The following is a 16681-nucleotide window of genomic DNA, read 5'->3' on the forward strand; positions in this document are numbered from 1 at the left end:
CTAAAAGCTTAGCTGAATTTCGGATCGAGAGAACCATCAAGATAGCGCTTCGCCATATCGGCTAGCGGGATCGGACGGATCGAAGATGCATGTCCGGCGGTGCCGAACTGCTCGAAACGATCCTTGCAAAGCTTGGTCATCGCGGCCATCGCTGGCTTCAGATATTTGCGCGGGTCGAACTCGCTTGGGTCTTCCTGCAGGATGCGGCGGATCTGGCCGGTCATTGCCATGCGGTTATCCGTGTCGATATTGATCTTGCGCACACCGTGCTTGATGCCGCGCTGGATTTCCTCGACCGGCACACCCCAGGTCGGCTTCATCTTGCCGCCGAACTTGTTGATGATTTCCTGAAGGTCTTCCGGCACAGACGACGAACCATGCATGACAAGATGCGTGTTCGGCAGCTTGCGATGAATTTCTTCGATCACATTCATGGCCAGCACGGAACCGTCCGGCTTGCGGCTGAACTTATATGCGCCGTGCGAGGTGCCCATGGCAATTGCCAGTGCATCGACCTTGGTTTCGCGGACGAATTTCACCGCTTCATCCGGATCGGTCAGAAGCTGATCGTGCGAGAGCTTGCCTTCCGCGCCGTGGCCGTCTTCCGCATCACCCATGCCGGTTTCCAGCGAACCGAGAACACCCAGTTCACCTTCCACCGAAATACCGCCGAGATGCGACATTTCGCTGACGCGGCGGGTGACCGAGACGTTATAGTCCCAATCGGCAGGCGTCTTGCCGTCAGCTTTAAGCGAGCCGTCCATCATCACCGAGGTGAACCCGGCCTGGATGGCCGTCATGCAGGTAGCAGCTTCATTGCCGTGATCGAGATGGACGCAAACCGGAATATGCGGATAGATTTCCGTCACTGCATCCATCATGTGGCGGAGCATGATATCATTGGCATAAGAACGCGCACCGCGGGATGCCTGCAAGATAACCGGCGCATCGACGGCATTTGCCGCTTCCATGATCGCCAGCGCCTGCTCCATATTGTTGATGTTGAATGCCGGAACGCCATAGCCTTTTTCGGCTGCATGATCGAGCAATTGACGCAGTGTGATGCGTGCCATTTTTCAGTCTCCCTACCAGTCGCGGTCAGATGCGCTCACGCGCGTAATATTCACCCAGAACATCCACCTCTTCAGCAACGCCAAACACGAGCGCGCTTCGCTCATGGTAGGATTGCGGCAGAATATCAAGAATAGCGGTCGAACCGTTGGTTGCTTTTCCGCCTGCTTCCCGGCAAAGGAAAGCGATCGGATTTGCTTCATAAACGAGCCGCAGGCGGCCCTTTTCGTAGCCCGCACGGCGATCATCCACATAGAAGAAGAGGCCACCGCGCTGCATGATGCGATGCATGTCGCCAACGGCCGCGCCGAGCCAGCGCATGTTGAAATTGCGACCGCGCGGCCCGTCCTTACCGAGGAAGACGTCATTCACATAGGCCTGCATGCCCGCAGAAAGATGCCGCTGAACGGATGCATTGAACGCAATATCCGACGCGCGTTCCGGCAGAGTCACGTTGCGGCGCGTAATCTGGAATAGTTCGCTCGCCGGATCGAAGGTGGCGAAAATCACGCCATCGCCAACCGAAAAGCAGAGATCGACAGAATTGCCGTAGGATACATATCCTGCTGCAATCTGCCTGTTGCCCGGCTGCAGGAAGGGTTCGTCCGTATCAGCGGGGAAGAACGAGAAAATCGTGCCAAGCGGCGCGCCGAGACCAACATTGCCGGAACCGTCCAGCGGGTCGATGGCAACCGCAATCAGACCATCAGCCTTGCCTGCCACGGGCAGATCGGCTTCTTCCGATAAAACGGAGGCCGCACCCGCTTCGATCAGCAAATCAACAAACAGATTGTGCGAACCGACATCGATGCTTTTCTGCTGATCCTGATCGCTGTTGACGCCAACAAGCTTTCCCGGATCACCCGGCAACGAACCGCGTGCAATGCGCCCAGCGAGCCTGCTCGACCCCGCGAGAATGGCCTTGATCGCATTGGCTGTCGCCAGTCGCAGAACGTCTTGCCCTGCCCAGCCATCGAGATAGTGTCCAACGGTATCAGCCTCGACGCGGTCATTATCGCCAGCCAGAACCAGCGGCGCAAAATTGCCAGCCATTATTATTCACCTTGCTCCAGAAGAAATTTCGCCGAGCATCGACGCGGAAGCGCCGAAGCAGTTCGTGCCAATCACTTTCTCTCCGATGCAGTTTGCCAGTTGCAGCATGTCGGATAAGGGCGAGCCGAAATTCATGGCGGCAACCTCCTTGCCAATCACTGATTTTTTGCCTGCCGCACGCATATTCGTGAGAAAGGTCAGCAGGCCTGAGCCCACTAACATCATCCTGAGATATTAACAACGTGGCTATAACATTATAACGATTTAAATGTGATTTTGTGTTCAATTTTTTTATTTCGTGATCGTTGGCAATTAGCCATCTCCTTGTAATCATTATGTTTCGGCGACACCGCTCCTTTCCGGAGATTCCGGGCCGCATCATGTTGCAAAGCGATTCGCCGCCTCATTGCGCCCGATACCGCCTTTGAAAGAAGTCATGTTCCATTCCATGCCTGAACAAGCGTCCTGCCTTTGCGAAACTGGCCGGTTGCCAGCATTGATATGCCTGCTATGAGTGGAGATACTGTTTCGAGATAGATTGCAGCTGAAGGCGCGCGCAATGTGCAAGGCACGGAAATGAACGAGGATTTCGGATCGCTGGATGACGAGCTGGAGCGCGCGCGCGTTGCCTGGCTCTATTTTATCGGTGGGCAGACCCAGCAAGAAATTGCACAGCGGATGAACATCACCCGGCTCAAGGTCAACAAGATCATCGGGCATGTGCGCGAGTCGGGACAGGTGCAGGTCAACGTCAACCTGCCATTGACCGACTGCATTGAACTGGCTGAGAAGGTTGCGGCGCGATACGATCTGGTCGAGGCGGTCGTCGTGCCCGATCTCAACGATTATATCGAGCAGAAGCGGGTTATCGGCGAAGCCGCAGGCACAATGGCGTCGGAACTGATTGAAGGGCGCGACATGGGCGTCGGGATCGGCTCTGGCAGAACCTTGAGCTTTGCGGTTCGCAGGCTCCATCTGCGTCCCAAGCCCGAGAGCTGGGTTGTCGGATTAACAGGCGGCGTCACCAGCGGTTCAGCGACAAACACGTTCGAAGTGGCAACGGATTTTGCCCGCGCATTGGGCGTGGAATGTCACTACCTGACCGCGCCGATCTATTGCGCAAACCCGGAAAGCCGCAATGCGCTGCTGCTCAATGATGAGCTGACCGATGTTCTGGCCAGAACTGAGATTGCCGATATCGGGCTTGTTTCGTGCGGCCCGCTGACGCAAGAAACGTCGCTGACACATATCCGGGTTGTCAAAGATAATCTCGATACGGTGCTGAAACTTGGCGCAGTCGGAGAATTCATGGGCTGCTTTCTCGACGCTCGGGGACGACCGATCGAACATTTTCTCAATGATTCAATTATCGCTCTGCCGCCGGACAAGCTGAAACTCAAACCCGTCTCGGTTCTTGTTTCTGGTGGTCTCAATAAAATTCCAATCATCCGCGCCATATTGCGCGGCGGATATGTCAATCGCCTCGTCACCAATGAAGGCGTCGCCCGGGCTTTGTTGCAGGGGCCGCGTTAAGCAACCCCTGCAAGCAATTGCTTATTTCTTCGCGGTGCTCTGCAAGGCTTCCGTCATGGCGCGCAGCGTCACAAATGTCGATGCTGCGCCGGGGTCGATATGGCCAACGGAACGCTCACCGAGTTTTGCGGAACGACCGCGACGCGATTCCATGGCAGCCGTCGATTGCATACCAGCCTCTGCACCCTTGCGGGCCGCAAGGAGGACATCCAGCGTCGAGCGGCCCTGCTTTACGGCCTCCGCAGCGGCAGCGACAGCCGGAACCCATGCATCGATCATGGTCTTGTCGCCCGGTTCCGCGCGACCACGATCGCGAATGCCCTGACACGCCGCTGCCAGCCAATCGGCCATGCCCGCACCATCAAGATTCAACCGGTTGCTGACCGCAGTACCAGCGCGCAGGAATGCCGTCGCGTAGAGCGGCCCCGAGGATGCGCCCACTGCATCGAGAAACGCCTTGGCCATGCGCTTGCAGATGGCGTCGATGGTTTCGTCTTCCGGCGCGTCTTCCAGCGCGTGCTGCACTGCCTTCCAGCCGATTTCCATCGTGATGCCATGATCGCCGTCGCCGATAACGCCGTCCAGCTCCGATAGCCAGTTTTTCTCGGCGATGATTTGCTCGCCGACATTGGCCATCATGATCTTGAAAATGGCTGGCGTCACATCACCATCCTTGATCAACTCACGCGGCGCGTCTTGGGCAGGATCGCGAGTTTCTGCGGCATGCTCCACCTTATGGCTGCGACTGGCCAGACGCTCCTTGGGCTGCACGGCACCGACCGTCACCGCAGGCGTATGACACGGATGGTCGAGCAGCGCCTGCAATATATCGTCGAGCTTCATCAGCGTAATGGAAGCGCCAGCCATTTCGAGCGATGTTGCATATTCGCCCACCCAGGACGCGTGGATGCTCACGCCCTTGCCATCCAGCAACTGCTTGACGCGGCGGAAAACCAGATAGAGCTCGATCTGCGATGTCGCACCAAGTCCGTTGACCAGAACCGCAACACGGTCACCACGCTTGAGAGCCAGTTCCTCCAGTATGGACGCCATCAATTCGTCAGTAACAGCATCGGCAGGCGCAAGTTTTTCGCGACGGATACCCGGCTCGCCATGCAGCCCCATGCCGATTTCCATATCCTCGTCGCCGATGGTGAAATTCGGCTTGCCGGTCTGTGGCAAGGAACATGGGCTCAGCGCAACACCCATCGAGCGTGTCGCTTCGTTCGCCGCCTGCGCAAATGCTTCAACGCGCGCCAGAGGTTCACCGAGATCCGCGGCAGCGCCTGCAACCTTGAATACGAAGAAATCACCCGCAATGCCGCGCCGTTCCGTCTTCCGTTCAAGCGGTGCGGAGGCCACATCGTCGGCAACAGCCACATGGCGCACATCCATTCCGCTTTGCGCCAGCTCTTCCGCTGCCATTGTGAAGTTGAGCACATCGCCGGTGTAATTGCCGTACAGCATGAGAACACCGACACCACCATCCGCCGCGCGCGCCGCTTCGGCAATATGCGATGGCGATGGCGAGGCAAAAATATTTCCAACCGCCGCGGCATCGGCCAGTCCGCGACCGACGTACCCGGCAAAGGCAGGCTCATGTCCCGAGCCCCCACCCACAACGATACCAACCTTGCCGTCGCGGGGACCATCAACGGCCACTACGGCACGTCCGGTCTCGCCTTCGACACGCAGCATATCCGGATGAGCGCCAACCATGCCTTCAATCAATTCCGCAATGATGTTTTCCGGCGCATTAATCAGCTTTTTGGTTCTGACCTGTTCATTCATTTTCGTATCTCTCATCAAACTTCAGCGGCGGATTTAGTTGGCATCGCGTCGCAGATAGCGGCGCGAGATTGCATCAAAGGAAATAGCGAGAACCACAATCGCACCGGACACAATCCCCTGCCAGTACGGCGAGACGCCAAACAGCACGATGATGTTTTCGATGATGGCGATGATACCCGCGCCAAGGATCGCTCCAATCGGGCTGCCGATGCCACCCGTGGTGGCGACACCACCAATGACAGAGGCTGCAATCGGGGCCAGAACCCAGCTATCGCCGATGGACGGTTGCGCCGTTCCCAGACGCGCCACCATCAACACGCCGGCCAGTGCCGCGATGGCGCCCGCCACGACGAACACCAGAAGGCGTACCTTGTTGACGCGGATACCCAGCATACGTGCACCGTCGCGGTTGTTGCCAATGGCATACATATAGCGACCGAACGGCGTTTTCAGCATTACGAAGGTTGCAACCAGAAGTGCGGCAATCATCACCAGAAACGGCACCGGAACGCCGAAGAGGTCGCCACGTCCCAAAAACTGTACCTCACGCGGTATGCCGGTAATCGCGACACCACGCGTCAGCACCAGATTAGCGCCGCCGAAAATACCCGCCGTACCGATAGTGAGAACCAGCGAATGCAAGCCGAGAACGGTAACCAGCAAGCCGTTGAGCAGGCCGAGGCAAGCGCCCAAACACAGCGCCAAAAGCATGGCGGTATATGGTTCGATTCCCAATTTGACCATCAGAATACCGGAGACGACGCCGCACAGGCCGCCAATGACGCCAAGCGACAGATCAAGTTCTCCCAACACCATGAGCATGGACTGGGCAATGGTAATGAGCCCCACAAAGGCCAATCCGCGTGCCACGACGGAAAGGTTATATGGCGTGAGGAAGTAAGGTGAAATCACCGCCGACAGGACGAAAATCACCAGCAGGGCAAAGAAGACGCCTGCAAGCGGCGTGCGTATCAAGTTGGAAAGCGGTTTAGTTTGCATCGGCTTTTACCTCTGTTCCAAAGATCGCGCCTACGAGTGTTTCGTTGTTGGTTTCGGTGGCGTCGTACTCGCCGGTAATGCGCCCGTTGTGCATCGTGATGATACGGCTTGCGCATTTCTTGAGTTCGTTCAGTTCCGAGGAAACCAGGATGACGCCCACGCCTTCCTCGGCCAGATTCTTCATGATGCGATAGATTTCGGTTTTGGTGCGGATATCGATGCCCTTGGTCGGTTCATCGAAGATCAGCACGCGCGGCCGCGTTGCCATGGCGCGCCCGATAATCGCCTTTTGCTGATTACCGCCTGAAAGTTGCGATATGCGCTTGCCCATGCCGGAGGTGCGAATACCGTAATCGTCGATGATTTTTTGAACAATGTTACGTTCGCGGCGGTCATTGATGCCGAGCGAGCCGCTGGTCAGTGAAAGCACGGACAGACCGATATTCTCGCGCAGCGACAGCAGCGGGAAAATCCCGTGATGCTTGCGCTCTTCCGAAAGATAGAGCATGCCACCGGCCACGGAACGCGACGTGTCGTTCAATGCCCAATCCTTGCCTTCGACCGTCACGCTTCCGGCGCGCGCCTTGAGAAATCCGAAGATGGTTTGCATGACTTCCGAACGCCCAGCGCCGACCAGTCCGGCAAAACCGAGAATTTCGCCCTTACGCAGATCGAAGCTGACGTCTTCAAATCGCGGGCCCGAAAGTCCACGAACTTCCATGATCGGCGCGGCGATCTCGCCCGTCGGTCGGAAATGCTCGTCCAGCGCGAGATCGCGACCAGACATGGCGCGGATGAGATCCGCCTCCGTCACGTCGCTGATCTTGCCGCTCTCAATCTTTGTGCCATTGCGAAGGACCGTGTAATCATCACCGATCTGGAAGACTTCATCCATCTTGTGACTGATGAAGACAATCGCATGGTCACGATCGAGCAGGCTTCGAATAACCTTGAAAACGCGCTCCACCTCGACACGCGTCAGTGACGATGTCGGTTCGTCCAGAATGAGAACCTTCATTTGAGAATTGGTGCAGGCCCGCGCAATTTGCAAAAGCTGCTGGTCGGATACCGATATATTGGCAACCAGCTGATGCGGATGCGCTTCGATACCGAACCGGTCGAGATATGTCTTGGCCTCTTCCATCAACGCCGTGCGATTGACCAAAAAACCGCCATGACCTGTCCGGCTGAATGGCATGAACAGGTTTTCGGCTACGCTCATCTGCGGAAACAGAGTCAGTTCCTGCGGGACATAGGCCACATTCTTATAGAGCGTCGGATCGGACGCAGGATCGCGCCCATCGATCAGAACCTGACCGCGCGATGCGTGATCGGTCCCGGTCAGAATTTTCACGAGGGTGGATTTACCCGCGCCGTTCTCGCCAGCAAGAATATGGGTGCGTCCGAGCTCAACCTGGAGATCGACCCCATCCAGAGCGGTCACACCGGGAAAATCCCTGCCGAGGCCGCGCGTTTCAAGATAAGCCATAGAGGGACATCCTGGACAGCATTGGACAAAGGAAGCGCGGAGAAACCCCGCGCTCCTGTAGCGTGATCGGTGGGATTAGTTACCCACGTTTTCCTTGGTCAGGAATGCGTTGCCGGTATCGATATAACCCGGCACCGGAGCGCCGGTTGCCTGGGCCCAGAGCACCATGACCGACCAGTAGCCCTGCAATTCCGGCTGCGATGCCGAAGAACTGTCAGCAACGCCGTTGCGGATCATGTCGAGCATTTCCGGCAGGTTATCGAGACCGACGAGCGTGACCTTGCCCTGCTTGCCAGCTTCGACAATAGCCTGACCGATGCCGATCGGACCTGCGGCATCCGATGCGACCCAGCCCTTCAGATTTGGGTTGGCCTGCATGATTGCGGCTGCCTGCTGCTGAGCGGTTTCGATGCTGTCATTGTCGATGCCTTCAGCAACAACCTTGATGCCCGGATGCTCGGCGAATACCTGACGATGGCAATCGGCGCGGATGGAGTGATTAGGCGCCGTCGGCACGCCCATCATGATCGCGACTTCGCCTTCACCGCCAAGCACCTCGACCAGACGGCGCGCGGCGATCTTTGCCTGCTCGCAGAAGTCGGAACCGATATGGGTAATAGCCATGCCTTCCGGCGGCACGGAATCGAACAGGACGAGCGGAATCTTCTGTCCCTGCGCTTCTTCGAGGGATGCGCGATTGCCGGACGGGTCGAGCAGATCCAGCGCCAGACCGTCAGGACGGGTTGCCAGCGCACTGTCGATGATCTGGTTTTGCTGTACGACATCCGCGCTCTGCGGAGCCGAATAAACGATTTCAACATTCGCGCCAGTCTGCGCCTTGAGCGCTGCCGCGGCCTGTTGCGCGCCATCATTAACCTTGTCGAACCAGGGATGAACGACCTTCGGCACGATGACGAAGCGATAGCTATCCTTCTTCGTCGTTCCCGGCGCATCCTGCGCGATTGCGACAGTCGGCAATGCAAAGGCGGCAAGCGCCAGCAAAGTAGCGAATTTTTTCATTAGATTCCTCCCTAAGCAAAATCAGGCCAGGCAACCTCACCTGCCCGCAAATCGATGTGCGAAACGCCATGAATTTCGCTCCGCACATTAAGATCTTCGGCACATTTACAACTGTATTTTTAAAATTACAAGAGTTTAATCCCGTTGTTCACGGTGGTCCACATCGTCTCGGCTCGATGAGACCGCTTTACGGTGTGATGTTCACCGAATTCGCGGAAAAGCCTGATGGCGTCGATAAGATTGACCCAAACTGATTCAGCCGCATGCTGCACGCAGGTCTGGAGGGCGCTCAGTCCATTGGTTCGGCGAAAGTCGGCGACAAGACTCGGCTGGACACACTTGTCCCGGCCATTGAGGCCCTCGTTGAAGCGGCCGAAAGGGGCCGCGCTTCCGCAATCTCGTGGCCAAAGTTGGCAAAGCGAGACCCCTTGGCGAAAGATCGTTGGGGGTGTGAGATTCAGGAGCGACCTCATGCGCAATCATCTTGAAAGAGTTGTCGCTGGGCACCCGCGAACGTTCGGACTAACCGTGATCCAATGAGCGGAGGGACGGTCTGATAGCGCTGGCGATGCTGAACGAATACAAGTTGCCGCTGCCAATCACATCGCGGATCGACAGCGGTTTTATCAGAGTTCGGGTTTTCAGGACCGGCTAAAACGACCCTATTACCACTTCACGCGCAGGCCCACCTGTCCCGCGACAGAATAGCTGTCGCCGAAGTTATTCAGGCTGGTGTTGACCAAACCCTCGCCATAAATGGAATATTTATCATCATCCCAGTTATAGGTTCCGCCGATCCCCAGACCGCCCCATACGCGATCATTACGGCTGGCGAAACTCACGCCCTGGACATCGACCCTGGTTCCCTCAAGGAACTCATAATAGAGATTGGCGATGCCGTAGACGTGGGTGCGATTGAGCAAGCCCCTTGTCATTCTGCCATGAGTTCTCATGGTCAAGCGTCAGGCCGAGACGGCCCTGCAGGCTTTCGCCCCGGTCGAGGCTGACACGTGCGCCGAATGCATCGGTGAATGCATCAAAGTCGACATTGGAATAAACCAGCTGGGCCTGCGGCGTGACCGACCAGGCGGGATCGATGGCTATGCGCTTGCCGCTTTCCAGCGACAGCGTATAACCGAAGCCGTCATTGCCATCGGCAAGATTCCTGCGGGCAAGAATAGAGTCGAGATCGCTCGTGTACCAGGTCACCTGGCCCTGACCATCCAGATAGAAGCCATTCTCGCCATACCAGGTCAGCGTGCCGCCAAAGCCATACCCGTCCGTCTTGATCTCACCATCGCCATAAACAGAATTGGTGTCGGTTTTGCCATGGGCGTAATGGACTGTGACGCCGCCAATCAGCTTGCCGCTTTCCGTTTCAGTCAACAGCCCATCAATACCGGCCTGAAGTTTGAAGACATTCTGGTCGTAATCGGTGCCAGAGGTCGAGAAACGCGGTTCGATGCTATTATGGGCGCCTTCGATACGGCCCCATACACCATTGCCTTCAATCGCAACACCAGCTTCTTCGGGCGCGGCATAAGGTGTGCCGACCGGATCGAATCCTCATCCGCCGTGACCGCCATCGACGGCTACCAGATGGCGCGCCGTGGGCGCGCGGGTGCAGCGCTTGCAATCGCGGCAATCGGGTCATTCTTCGCCGGTACAGTCTCTACCTTTCTGGTGGCGGTCTTCGCTCCACCGCTGACTGAAATCGCACTGAAATTCGGCTCGGCGGAATATTTCTCGCTGATGGTCGTAGGGCTGGTATCGTCCGTAGCGCTGGCACATGGTTCGATCATCAAAGCTTTGGCCATGGTCGTTCTGGGACTTCTGCTTGGCCTTGTCGGTACGGATATATCTACACCGGCGCGCCGCGTTTCACGCGGGGTATTACGGAATATGCCGACGGCCTTAATTTCGTAGCCGTTGCGGTCGGCGTGTTCGGCATTGCCGAAATTTAGCGCAACCTTGAAAGCGAACATTCGCGCGAAGTGCTGATGGCGAAGGTCACGGGGCTGATGCCGACGCGAGACGATTTCAAACGCATGGCCGCCCCGATCCTGCGTGGAACGGTCATCGGCTCGGCACTTGGAATCTTGCCAGGCGGCGGCGCCATTCTCGCCTCCTTTTCTTCCTACACCGTGGAAAAGCGCATCTCCAAGACGCCAGAGGAATTCGGCAAAGGCGCGATTGCAGGCGTTGCAGGACCGGAATCCGCCAACAATGCCGGTGCACAGACATCCTTCATTCCCATGCTCACGCTCGGCATTCCGGCCAATCCGGTGATGGCATTGATGATCGGCGCCATGATCATTCAGGGTATCGTTCCGGGCCCGAATGTTGCAACAGAGCAGCCCGCCCTGTTCTGGGGCGTGATCGCGTCGATGTGGATCGGCAATCTCATGCTTATCATCCTCAATCTGCCGCTGATCGGGCTGTGGGTGAAGCTTTTGACGGTGCCCTATTATGTGCTGTTCCCCATTATCATGACCTTCTGTGCCATCGGAGTTTATAGCGTCAATTCTAATGTCTACGACCTCTATGCGGTCGCCTTCTTCGGCTTCATCGGCTATCTGCTGGCTAAACTGCGTTGCGAACCGGCTCCCCTGTTGCTTGGCTTCGTGCTCGGACCGTTGCTGGAAGAACATCTGCGTCGCGCCATGATCCTGTCACGCGGCGACCCGGCAACCTTCTTCACCCGGCCAATCAGCGCAATTCTGCTCGCCATAGCCGCAACGGTTCTCGTGGTCGTGCTGCTTCCATCAATACGCAAGAAACGCGACGAGGTGTTCGTTGAGGAGGGTTAAAGCGCGCCCTCCAATTTCTCTGTCCGTGACAGCGCCAAAAGCGTTCTCAGAAATGCTCTATCGGAAGGCCACGCTGTTCATGTCCTGACAAGGCAAAGCTGGCCTGCTCGGCTTTCGTCCCGCCGTTCATGCGGTTGATCATCACGGCCACTTCGGTTCTGTTATGGACACCGAAACGTTTGATCAGATCATCGACATAATCCTTTATCGTATGGGGCGAAAGTTCCAGATGCCGTGCAATCTGCTTGTTGGTATTGCCAGCCGCCAGCAACCGGGCGACTGTCGAAAGACGCGGAGAAAGGCTGGTCAGATTGGCGCCGGGCGTCTTCGCCGGATGCCCTTCCTGAATGTTGCGCAAGGCAAGCGCCGACGAGCGGCACAACAATGAAACCTGCTCTTCAAGCTGCGTTGCATGCATCTCGAAACCAGCGGCATAAATCAGTGCCTGAATATTGCCGCCGACATAAATCGGGCAGCACAAGTTATCATTGTAATTCCATCGATAGAGCAGCGTGCGCATCAGCGGCACATTGCCTGCTGCATTCTGGGGCAATCGCGAGCCCGCAACCGCGCTGGCATTTTGCACCACGGCTGCAATCATCGGATCTGAATCTGCCAGCCCGTTCTGATATTCGAGAAGAAAGCCTGTGGGCGTGTTGATGCTGTGAAAAAGGCGCGGCCGATTATTCTCCAGCAAATAAATTCCAAGCGAACGCACGCGCAGCACATGCGCGGCAAAATAATCGCAAGCTATTGTAAAATCGTCATAATTACGGCTCTCCGCAACAGACAGCGCTGCAGAGACCCGTTGGTCTATCGATAGTATTTCCCTGGGCATTCTATCTCCCGAATTCCCAAGCCCCCCATTCGGGGGGAATGTTTGTTCCCGCTCTTGTTCGTATCATTCCCGCTTACAACGACTAAATCAAGGGGAACCGTTTTGGATACCAGCGTGCACCGGGCTCACACCGCCGACAACTATTCCGCAGTCATTCAGGGCTTCAACGATCGCCTGCAAGCCATTCTACCTTTGATTGAAGAAAAGGCGGAAGAAGCGGAACAACTCGGGCGGATGCATGATGACGTCGTGGACGCAATGCGCAAGGGCGGCTTCTACACGATGCTGTTTCCGAAGGAAGTCGGCGGCGCAGAATTGCGACCCATCGATGCCATGAAGATCATGTCCGCGCTTTCCTATGCCCATGCATCGTCTGGCTGGTGCACCATGGTCAACAATATGGAAGGCACGACCATGGCGATCTACCTCGACGACGAGGGGATTGCCAATGTATTCAAGGACGGCGTCGATGTCACCATTGCAGGCAACGGCGTGCCGCGTGGCTTCGCCCGCAAGGTTGATGGCGGCTACATGATCCGCGGCAACTGGGCCTATGGAAGCTCCATCTTTCACGCGGAATGGATTCATTCCGGCTGTTTCCTGCTCGATCCCAAGGACCCGAGCGGCAAGGCGCTGCTGAAAGACGAAACCGGCGCACCGCAGATCATCGTCGCACATCACCCGCGCACGACAATCCAGCTGCTCGGCAACTGGGATGTGCTGGGTCTGCGCGCTACCGGCAGCTTCGACTACACGCTGGCAACCGACGAAGACCTCTTCGTGCCGGATTCCATGGTCTATAGTTTCACGCAATCCGCGCCGAAACGCGGTCAGACGCAGGGCCATCTCGGGCTGGCGGGCTACAGCGCCCTTACCCATACGAGCTGGGCTATTGGTGTTGGTCGCCGGATACTCGACGAACTCGCCAAGGTCATCCGCCAGCGGCAGGACCCATTCGGCAAGAGTGCGGATAGTGCCAGTCTGCGGTTTCAGTTTGCCAATGCGGAAGCCCGCTATCGGGCGGCGCGAGCACTTGCGATGGAAACATGGGAAGATGTCTCACAGACCACCACATCCGGCGGTGTTCCGTCGCTCGACCAGATGACGATGGTGAAGCTCTCGCTGCGCTATATGCATGATATCGTTTCCGATGTGGCGACGTTCGCGCATCGTGCAGCGCGCGGTGCATCGCTGCACAACACGGCCATGCAGCGCTTTTACCGCGATATCCATTCCGGCACCCAGCATATTCTGCTCGCTGACCAGATCGTGGAGGAATGCGGCAAGGGTCTGCTCGGCCTGCCCGGCCCCGATGCGCGATGGACCGTTTTCGGCATCAGCGAAAACTGAGACCAGCCATGACGCGAAATATTGTCAGCTTCGTCGGGTGTGATCGCCCGACGAAAGTTCACCGGCTAACCCAGGCGATTGCCGCAAAGCTGGAAGCGGAAAACGATGTGTCAGTCACGCATCTGGACCTGTCCCATGCCGGGCCGAACCTGTTTACCGTCAATCGCAAGGCACTGGACAGGCAGTCCGAAAGCCTCATTTCGGAGATCGAGCATTGCGATGCTCTGATCGTCGGCTGCCCGGTCTATCAGGGAAGCTATCCCGGTCTTTTCAAACATGTGTTCGATCTCGTGCATCCATTTGCGCTGCGCGGTCGCCCGACCGTGCTGTGCGCGGTGGGCGGCGGGCATCGTCACGCATTGGTCGTCGAGCATCATCTGCGTCCGCTATTCGGCTTTTTCGAAGCCGGAACCGTCGCAACCGGTATTTATGCCTGTTCGGCGGAACTGGAACCGGACGGGCTGTTGCCTCCGGCCCTCGAAGAGCGGATCGACAGCGCCGTCGACCAGATAAGAAAGCAATTGGTCCAGTCACACCAAGCCAGCGGCATAAGGTGGAAAGATGTTGAATTACTCGAGCAGTTTTGAAAAGCGCACGGTCGAAATCCGAGGCAAAACCATCACTTATCTTGTGAAGGGTGAAGGCAAGGACATCGTTTTTCTGCACGGAACCGGGACATTTCCCGGCTTTAACAGTCTAACCGACATTGCTTCGCGAAACCGGCTCATCATTCCGTTTCATCCCAATTTCGGTGAAAGCGACGATGATGCCGATATCGTGCAGATCGGCGATTATGTGCTCCATTACATGGATTTCTTCGATGCGTTGGGGCTGGATCAGTTCGGCCTTGGCGGCTTTTCGCTGGGGGGCTGGATCGCAGCCGAATACGCGATCAGGCAGCCGGACAGGCTCACCGCGCTGTTTCTCGCGGCACCTGCCGGACTCGATCTTCCGGCAATCCCTCTTCCTGATCTGTTTCAAGTCGCGCCAGCCGATATCCCTGCCCATCTCACGCATGATCCGGCAGTCGCGCTCCGCTATTTTCCATCTGCGCCCGATAGCCGGTTCGATGCAGCGCTCGGCCGCGAAATGGGCGCGCTGGCGCGGGTCCACGCGACCGATGGGCGCGGCAATAAAAAACTTGGCCAGTGGCTGCACCGGCTGAATATGCCGACCCTGATCCTCTGGGGCGAGGAAGACCGGGTTATCCCCGCGCAATATGCCGAAGAATGGAAGCGCGGGATCAGTGGCGCACGTCTGGAGACGCTCGACGCGACCGGCCATCTGCTGTTTGAAGAGACGCCAGCGGCGGCGACACTTGTGCGCGATTTCCTGTCGACGGTCTGAGGTCCGTCTTCAAGCATTGGGCACCGCACGCTCCCGCCTGGGAGCATCATGAAGTTGCAGGTAAAAATAAGGGGAACCAGACCATGCAATGGGAAAGCCTATCGGACTTCGATCAATCCAGAATAAAGCGCTGGCAATGGGGCATGCTGGCGCTGGCGCTGTTATGCGAGATGTTTCTCGCCGCCGACTGGTACGCCTTTGCGGCGGTGATACCGTTCATTTCGGAAACACTTCAGCTCGATTCCGCGCAGGCCGGTCTGGCGCAGGGGATATTCGCGCTGACCTATGGTCTCGGCATGATTGTCTGGTCGCAATTGAGCCGTCGCATGAATGCGCGGTCGCTGTTGCTGATCGGCCTGTTCTGCACCGCCATCGGCATGGTGGCGCAAGTCTATGTCCAGACCTACGCCCAGCTGATTGCCCTCCGCCTGTTCATCGGTTTCTTTGATGCAGCAATCTTCCTCGGTAATATGAAACTCATCATCGGCTGGTTCCCCCAGAAGCGGCGCGGCAGCATGATCGGCTTGATCCTCGCGGCCTATAGTCTTGCGATCACGCTGGACTTCGCGATTGGCATTCCGCTTTCCATCACCTATGGCTGGCGCACCTTCTTCGCCATTCTTGCCATCGGAACGCTGGTGACGGCGGCTGCCGTGCTGCTCTTCACCCGCAACAATCCGGCTCATATCGGCTTCAAGGATTTTCGCTGGGAACCCGAAAAGCAGCAGACCTCGACGGCGTCACTGGCCAGCATCTTCCGCTCGAAATGGATTATCGTCGGCAGCCTGGGCATTTCGGCCTGCACGATGGCCATTGCCGGAACCGCCACCTGGGTCATTCCCGGATATATTGCTGTGCATCAGATGCCCGTGGAAGATGCGGCACTGATCGGCACCTTGATGGGACTGTCGCAGGTGGTGTTTCTCGTCATCGGCGGTTACGCCGCCGACCGCCTGAACAAAACAGGGATGATCAAGTTCGGAACCGTGCTCGCCGTCCTCGTCGCGGTAATGTTCACCGGCGGCATGGCGATACCGCTTGGCTTCGGCTGGCTCATCCTGATGGCGCTTTTGAGCGGCGTGGCCCTTTTCGGCGGCGGTGCGATCTTTGCATTCCTCAGCGAAAAATATCCTGAAGAGCTGGCGACGGCAGCGGTTGGCTATGCCGAGATTTTCGCCATTCTTGCGACCTTCATATCGCCCTGGGTCATGGGCGTGGTCATCAAGGTTTCTGGTGGGTCTTTTGTCAGCGCTTTCCTGACCTTCGCGATCATGGAAGCGATCATTCTGGCCATCATTCTGGTTGTCACCCGCGAGAGCTTCAGCCTGAATAATGACAAGGTTGCGGTCGCCGCCAGCGGTAACGGCAGTTCTTGATCTG

At 57.2% G+C, this 16681-nt stretch carries 13 protein-coding genes and 3 pseudogenes; 7 read left to right on the top strand and 9 right to left on the bottom strand.

What is annotated here, in order from left to right:
* Positions 1–8: 8 nt before the first annotated feature.
* From fba to D8666_RS24370, 3 genes are read right to left on the bottom strand one after another with little or no spacing between them, the layout of a single operon-like run.
* The gene (gene fba / locus D8666_RS18550; protein ID WP_109365861.1) at positions 9–1073 is read right to left on the bottom strand and encodes a class II fructose-bisphosphate aldolase; all 1065 of its coding nucleotides are present in this window, start codon (positions 1071–1073) and stop codon (positions 9–11) included.
* A gap of 25 nt (positions 1074–1098) precedes the next feature.
* On the bottom strand, positions 1099–2130 hold the full coding sequence (locus tag D8666_RS18555; RefSeq protein WP_121538963.1) for a class 1 fructose-bisphosphatase: 1032 nt from the start codon (positions 2128–2130) through the stop codon (positions 1099–1101).
* Positions 2131–2307 carry a hypothetical protein gene (locus D8666_RS24370; RefSeq protein ID WP_209445995.1) on the bottom strand — a complete coding sequence of 59 codons (177 nt, stop codon included), beginning with the start codon at positions 2305–2307 and terminating at the stop codon, positions 2131–2133.
* Between the two features lie 393 nt (positions 2308–2700).
* On the opposite strand from D8666_RS24370, the gene D8666_RS18565 reads away from it, so the two are divergent.
* A complete protein-coding gene (locus tag D8666_RS18565) occupies positions 2701–3657 on the top strand; it encodes a sugar-binding transcriptional regulator (RefSeq protein ID WP_109366406.1) in 957 nt (318 codons plus the stop codon).
* Between the two features lie 21 nt (positions 3658–3678).
* On the opposite strand, the gene dhaL is transcribed toward D8666_RS18565, so the two are convergent.
* The 4 genes from dhaL to D8666_RS18585 all read right to left on the bottom strand — a co-directional run bounded on the left by dhaL (position 3679) and on the right by D8666_RS18585 (position 8956).
* Positions 3679–5448, bottom strand: a complete 1770-nt coding sequence (gene dhaL / locus D8666_RS18570; protein WP_121538965.1) for a dihydroxyacetone kinase subunit DhaL — start codon at positions 5446–5448, stop codon at positions 3679–3681.
* Between the two features lie 33 nt (positions 5449–5481).
* A complete protein-coding gene (locus tag D8666_RS18575; protein WP_121538966.1) occupies positions 5482–6447 on the bottom strand; it encodes an ABC transporter permease in 966 nt (321 codons plus the stop codon).
* Positions 6437–7936 carry a sugar ABC transporter ATP-binding protein gene (locus tag D8666_RS18580; protein WP_121538967.1) on the bottom strand — a complete coding sequence of 500 codons (1500 nt, stop codon included), beginning with the start codon at positions 7934–7936 and terminating at the stop codon, positions 6437–6439. Before D8666_RS18580 ends, D8666_RS18575 begins: the two co-directional genes overlap by 11 nt.
* A gap of 75 nt (positions 7937–8011) precedes the next feature.
* Positions 8012–8956, bottom strand: coding sequence for a substrate-binding domain-containing protein (locus D8666_RS18585; protein ID WP_109365855.1), 945 nt, complete (start codon positions 8954–8956; stop codon positions 8012–8014).
* 170 nt (positions 8957–9126) lie between these two features.
* On the opposite strand from D8666_RS18585, the pseudogene D8666_RS18590 reads away from it, so the two are divergent.
* Positions 9127–9482: pseudogene (locus tag D8666_RS18590) on the top strand (dihydroxyacetone kinase subunit L); the annotation flags it as partial.
* Positions 9483–9621: 139 nt separating this feature from the next.
* On the opposite strand, the pseudogene D8666_RS18595 reads toward D8666_RS18590, so the two are convergent.
* Positions 9622–10522, bottom strand: a pseudogene (locus D8666_RS18595) (autotransporter family protein); the annotation flags it as partial.
* Between D8666_RS18595 and D8666_RS18600 the strand changes: the two are divergent.
* Positions 10517–11766 (top strand): annotated as a pseudogene (locus tag D8666_RS18600) (tripartite tricarboxylate transporter permease); the annotation flags it as partial. The pseudogenes D8666_RS18595 and D8666_RS18600 sit on opposite strands and share 6 nt — an antisense overlap.
* Positions 11767–11812: 46 nt before the next feature.
* Here D8666_RS18600 and D8666_RS18605 read toward each other — a convergent pair.
* Positions 11813–12604: a LuxR family transcriptional regulator gene (locus tag D8666_RS18605; protein ID WP_210261492.1), complete on the bottom strand. Its 792-nt coding sequence runs from the start codon at positions 12602–12604 to the stop codon at positions 11813–11815.
* Between the two features lie 114 nt (positions 12605–12718).
* Between D8666_RS18605 and D8666_RS18610 the strand changes: the two genes are divergently transcribed.
* From D8666_RS18610 to D8666_RS18625, 4 genes are all read left to right on the top strand, one after another.
* Entirely contained in the window at positions 12719–13954 is a 1236-nt protein-coding gene (locus D8666_RS18610) for an acyl-CoA dehydrogenase family protein (RefSeq protein WP_235859010.1), read from the top strand.
* An 8-nt stretch (positions 13955–13962) separates the two neighbouring features.
* The gene (locus D8666_RS18615; RefSeq protein WP_121538994.1) at positions 13963–14541 is read left to right on the top strand and encodes an NAD(P)H-dependent oxidoreductase; all 579 of its coding nucleotides are present in this window, start codon (positions 13963–13965) and stop codon (positions 14539–14541) included.
* Positions 14516–15301 carry an alpha/beta fold hydrolase gene (locus tag D8666_RS18620; protein WP_121538969.1) on the top strand — a complete coding sequence of 262 codons (786 nt, stop codon included), beginning with the start codon at positions 14516–14518 and terminating at the stop codon, positions 15299–15301. The genes D8666_RS18615 and D8666_RS18620 overlap by 26 nt, the downstream gene beginning before the upstream one ends.
* An 83-nt stretch (positions 15302–15384) precedes the next feature.
* Complete coding sequence (locus D8666_RS18625; RefSeq protein WP_121538970.1) at positions 15385–16677, top strand: MFS transporter; 1293 nt, start codon at positions 15385–15387, stop codon at positions 16675–16677.
* Positions 16678–16681 lie beyond the last annotated feature (4 nt).

Source organism: Ochrobactrum soli (genome assembly GCF_003664555.1).
Classification (GTDB): Bacteria; Pseudomonadota; Alphaproteobacteria; order Rhizobiales; family Rhizobiaceae; genus Brucella; species Brucella teleogrylli.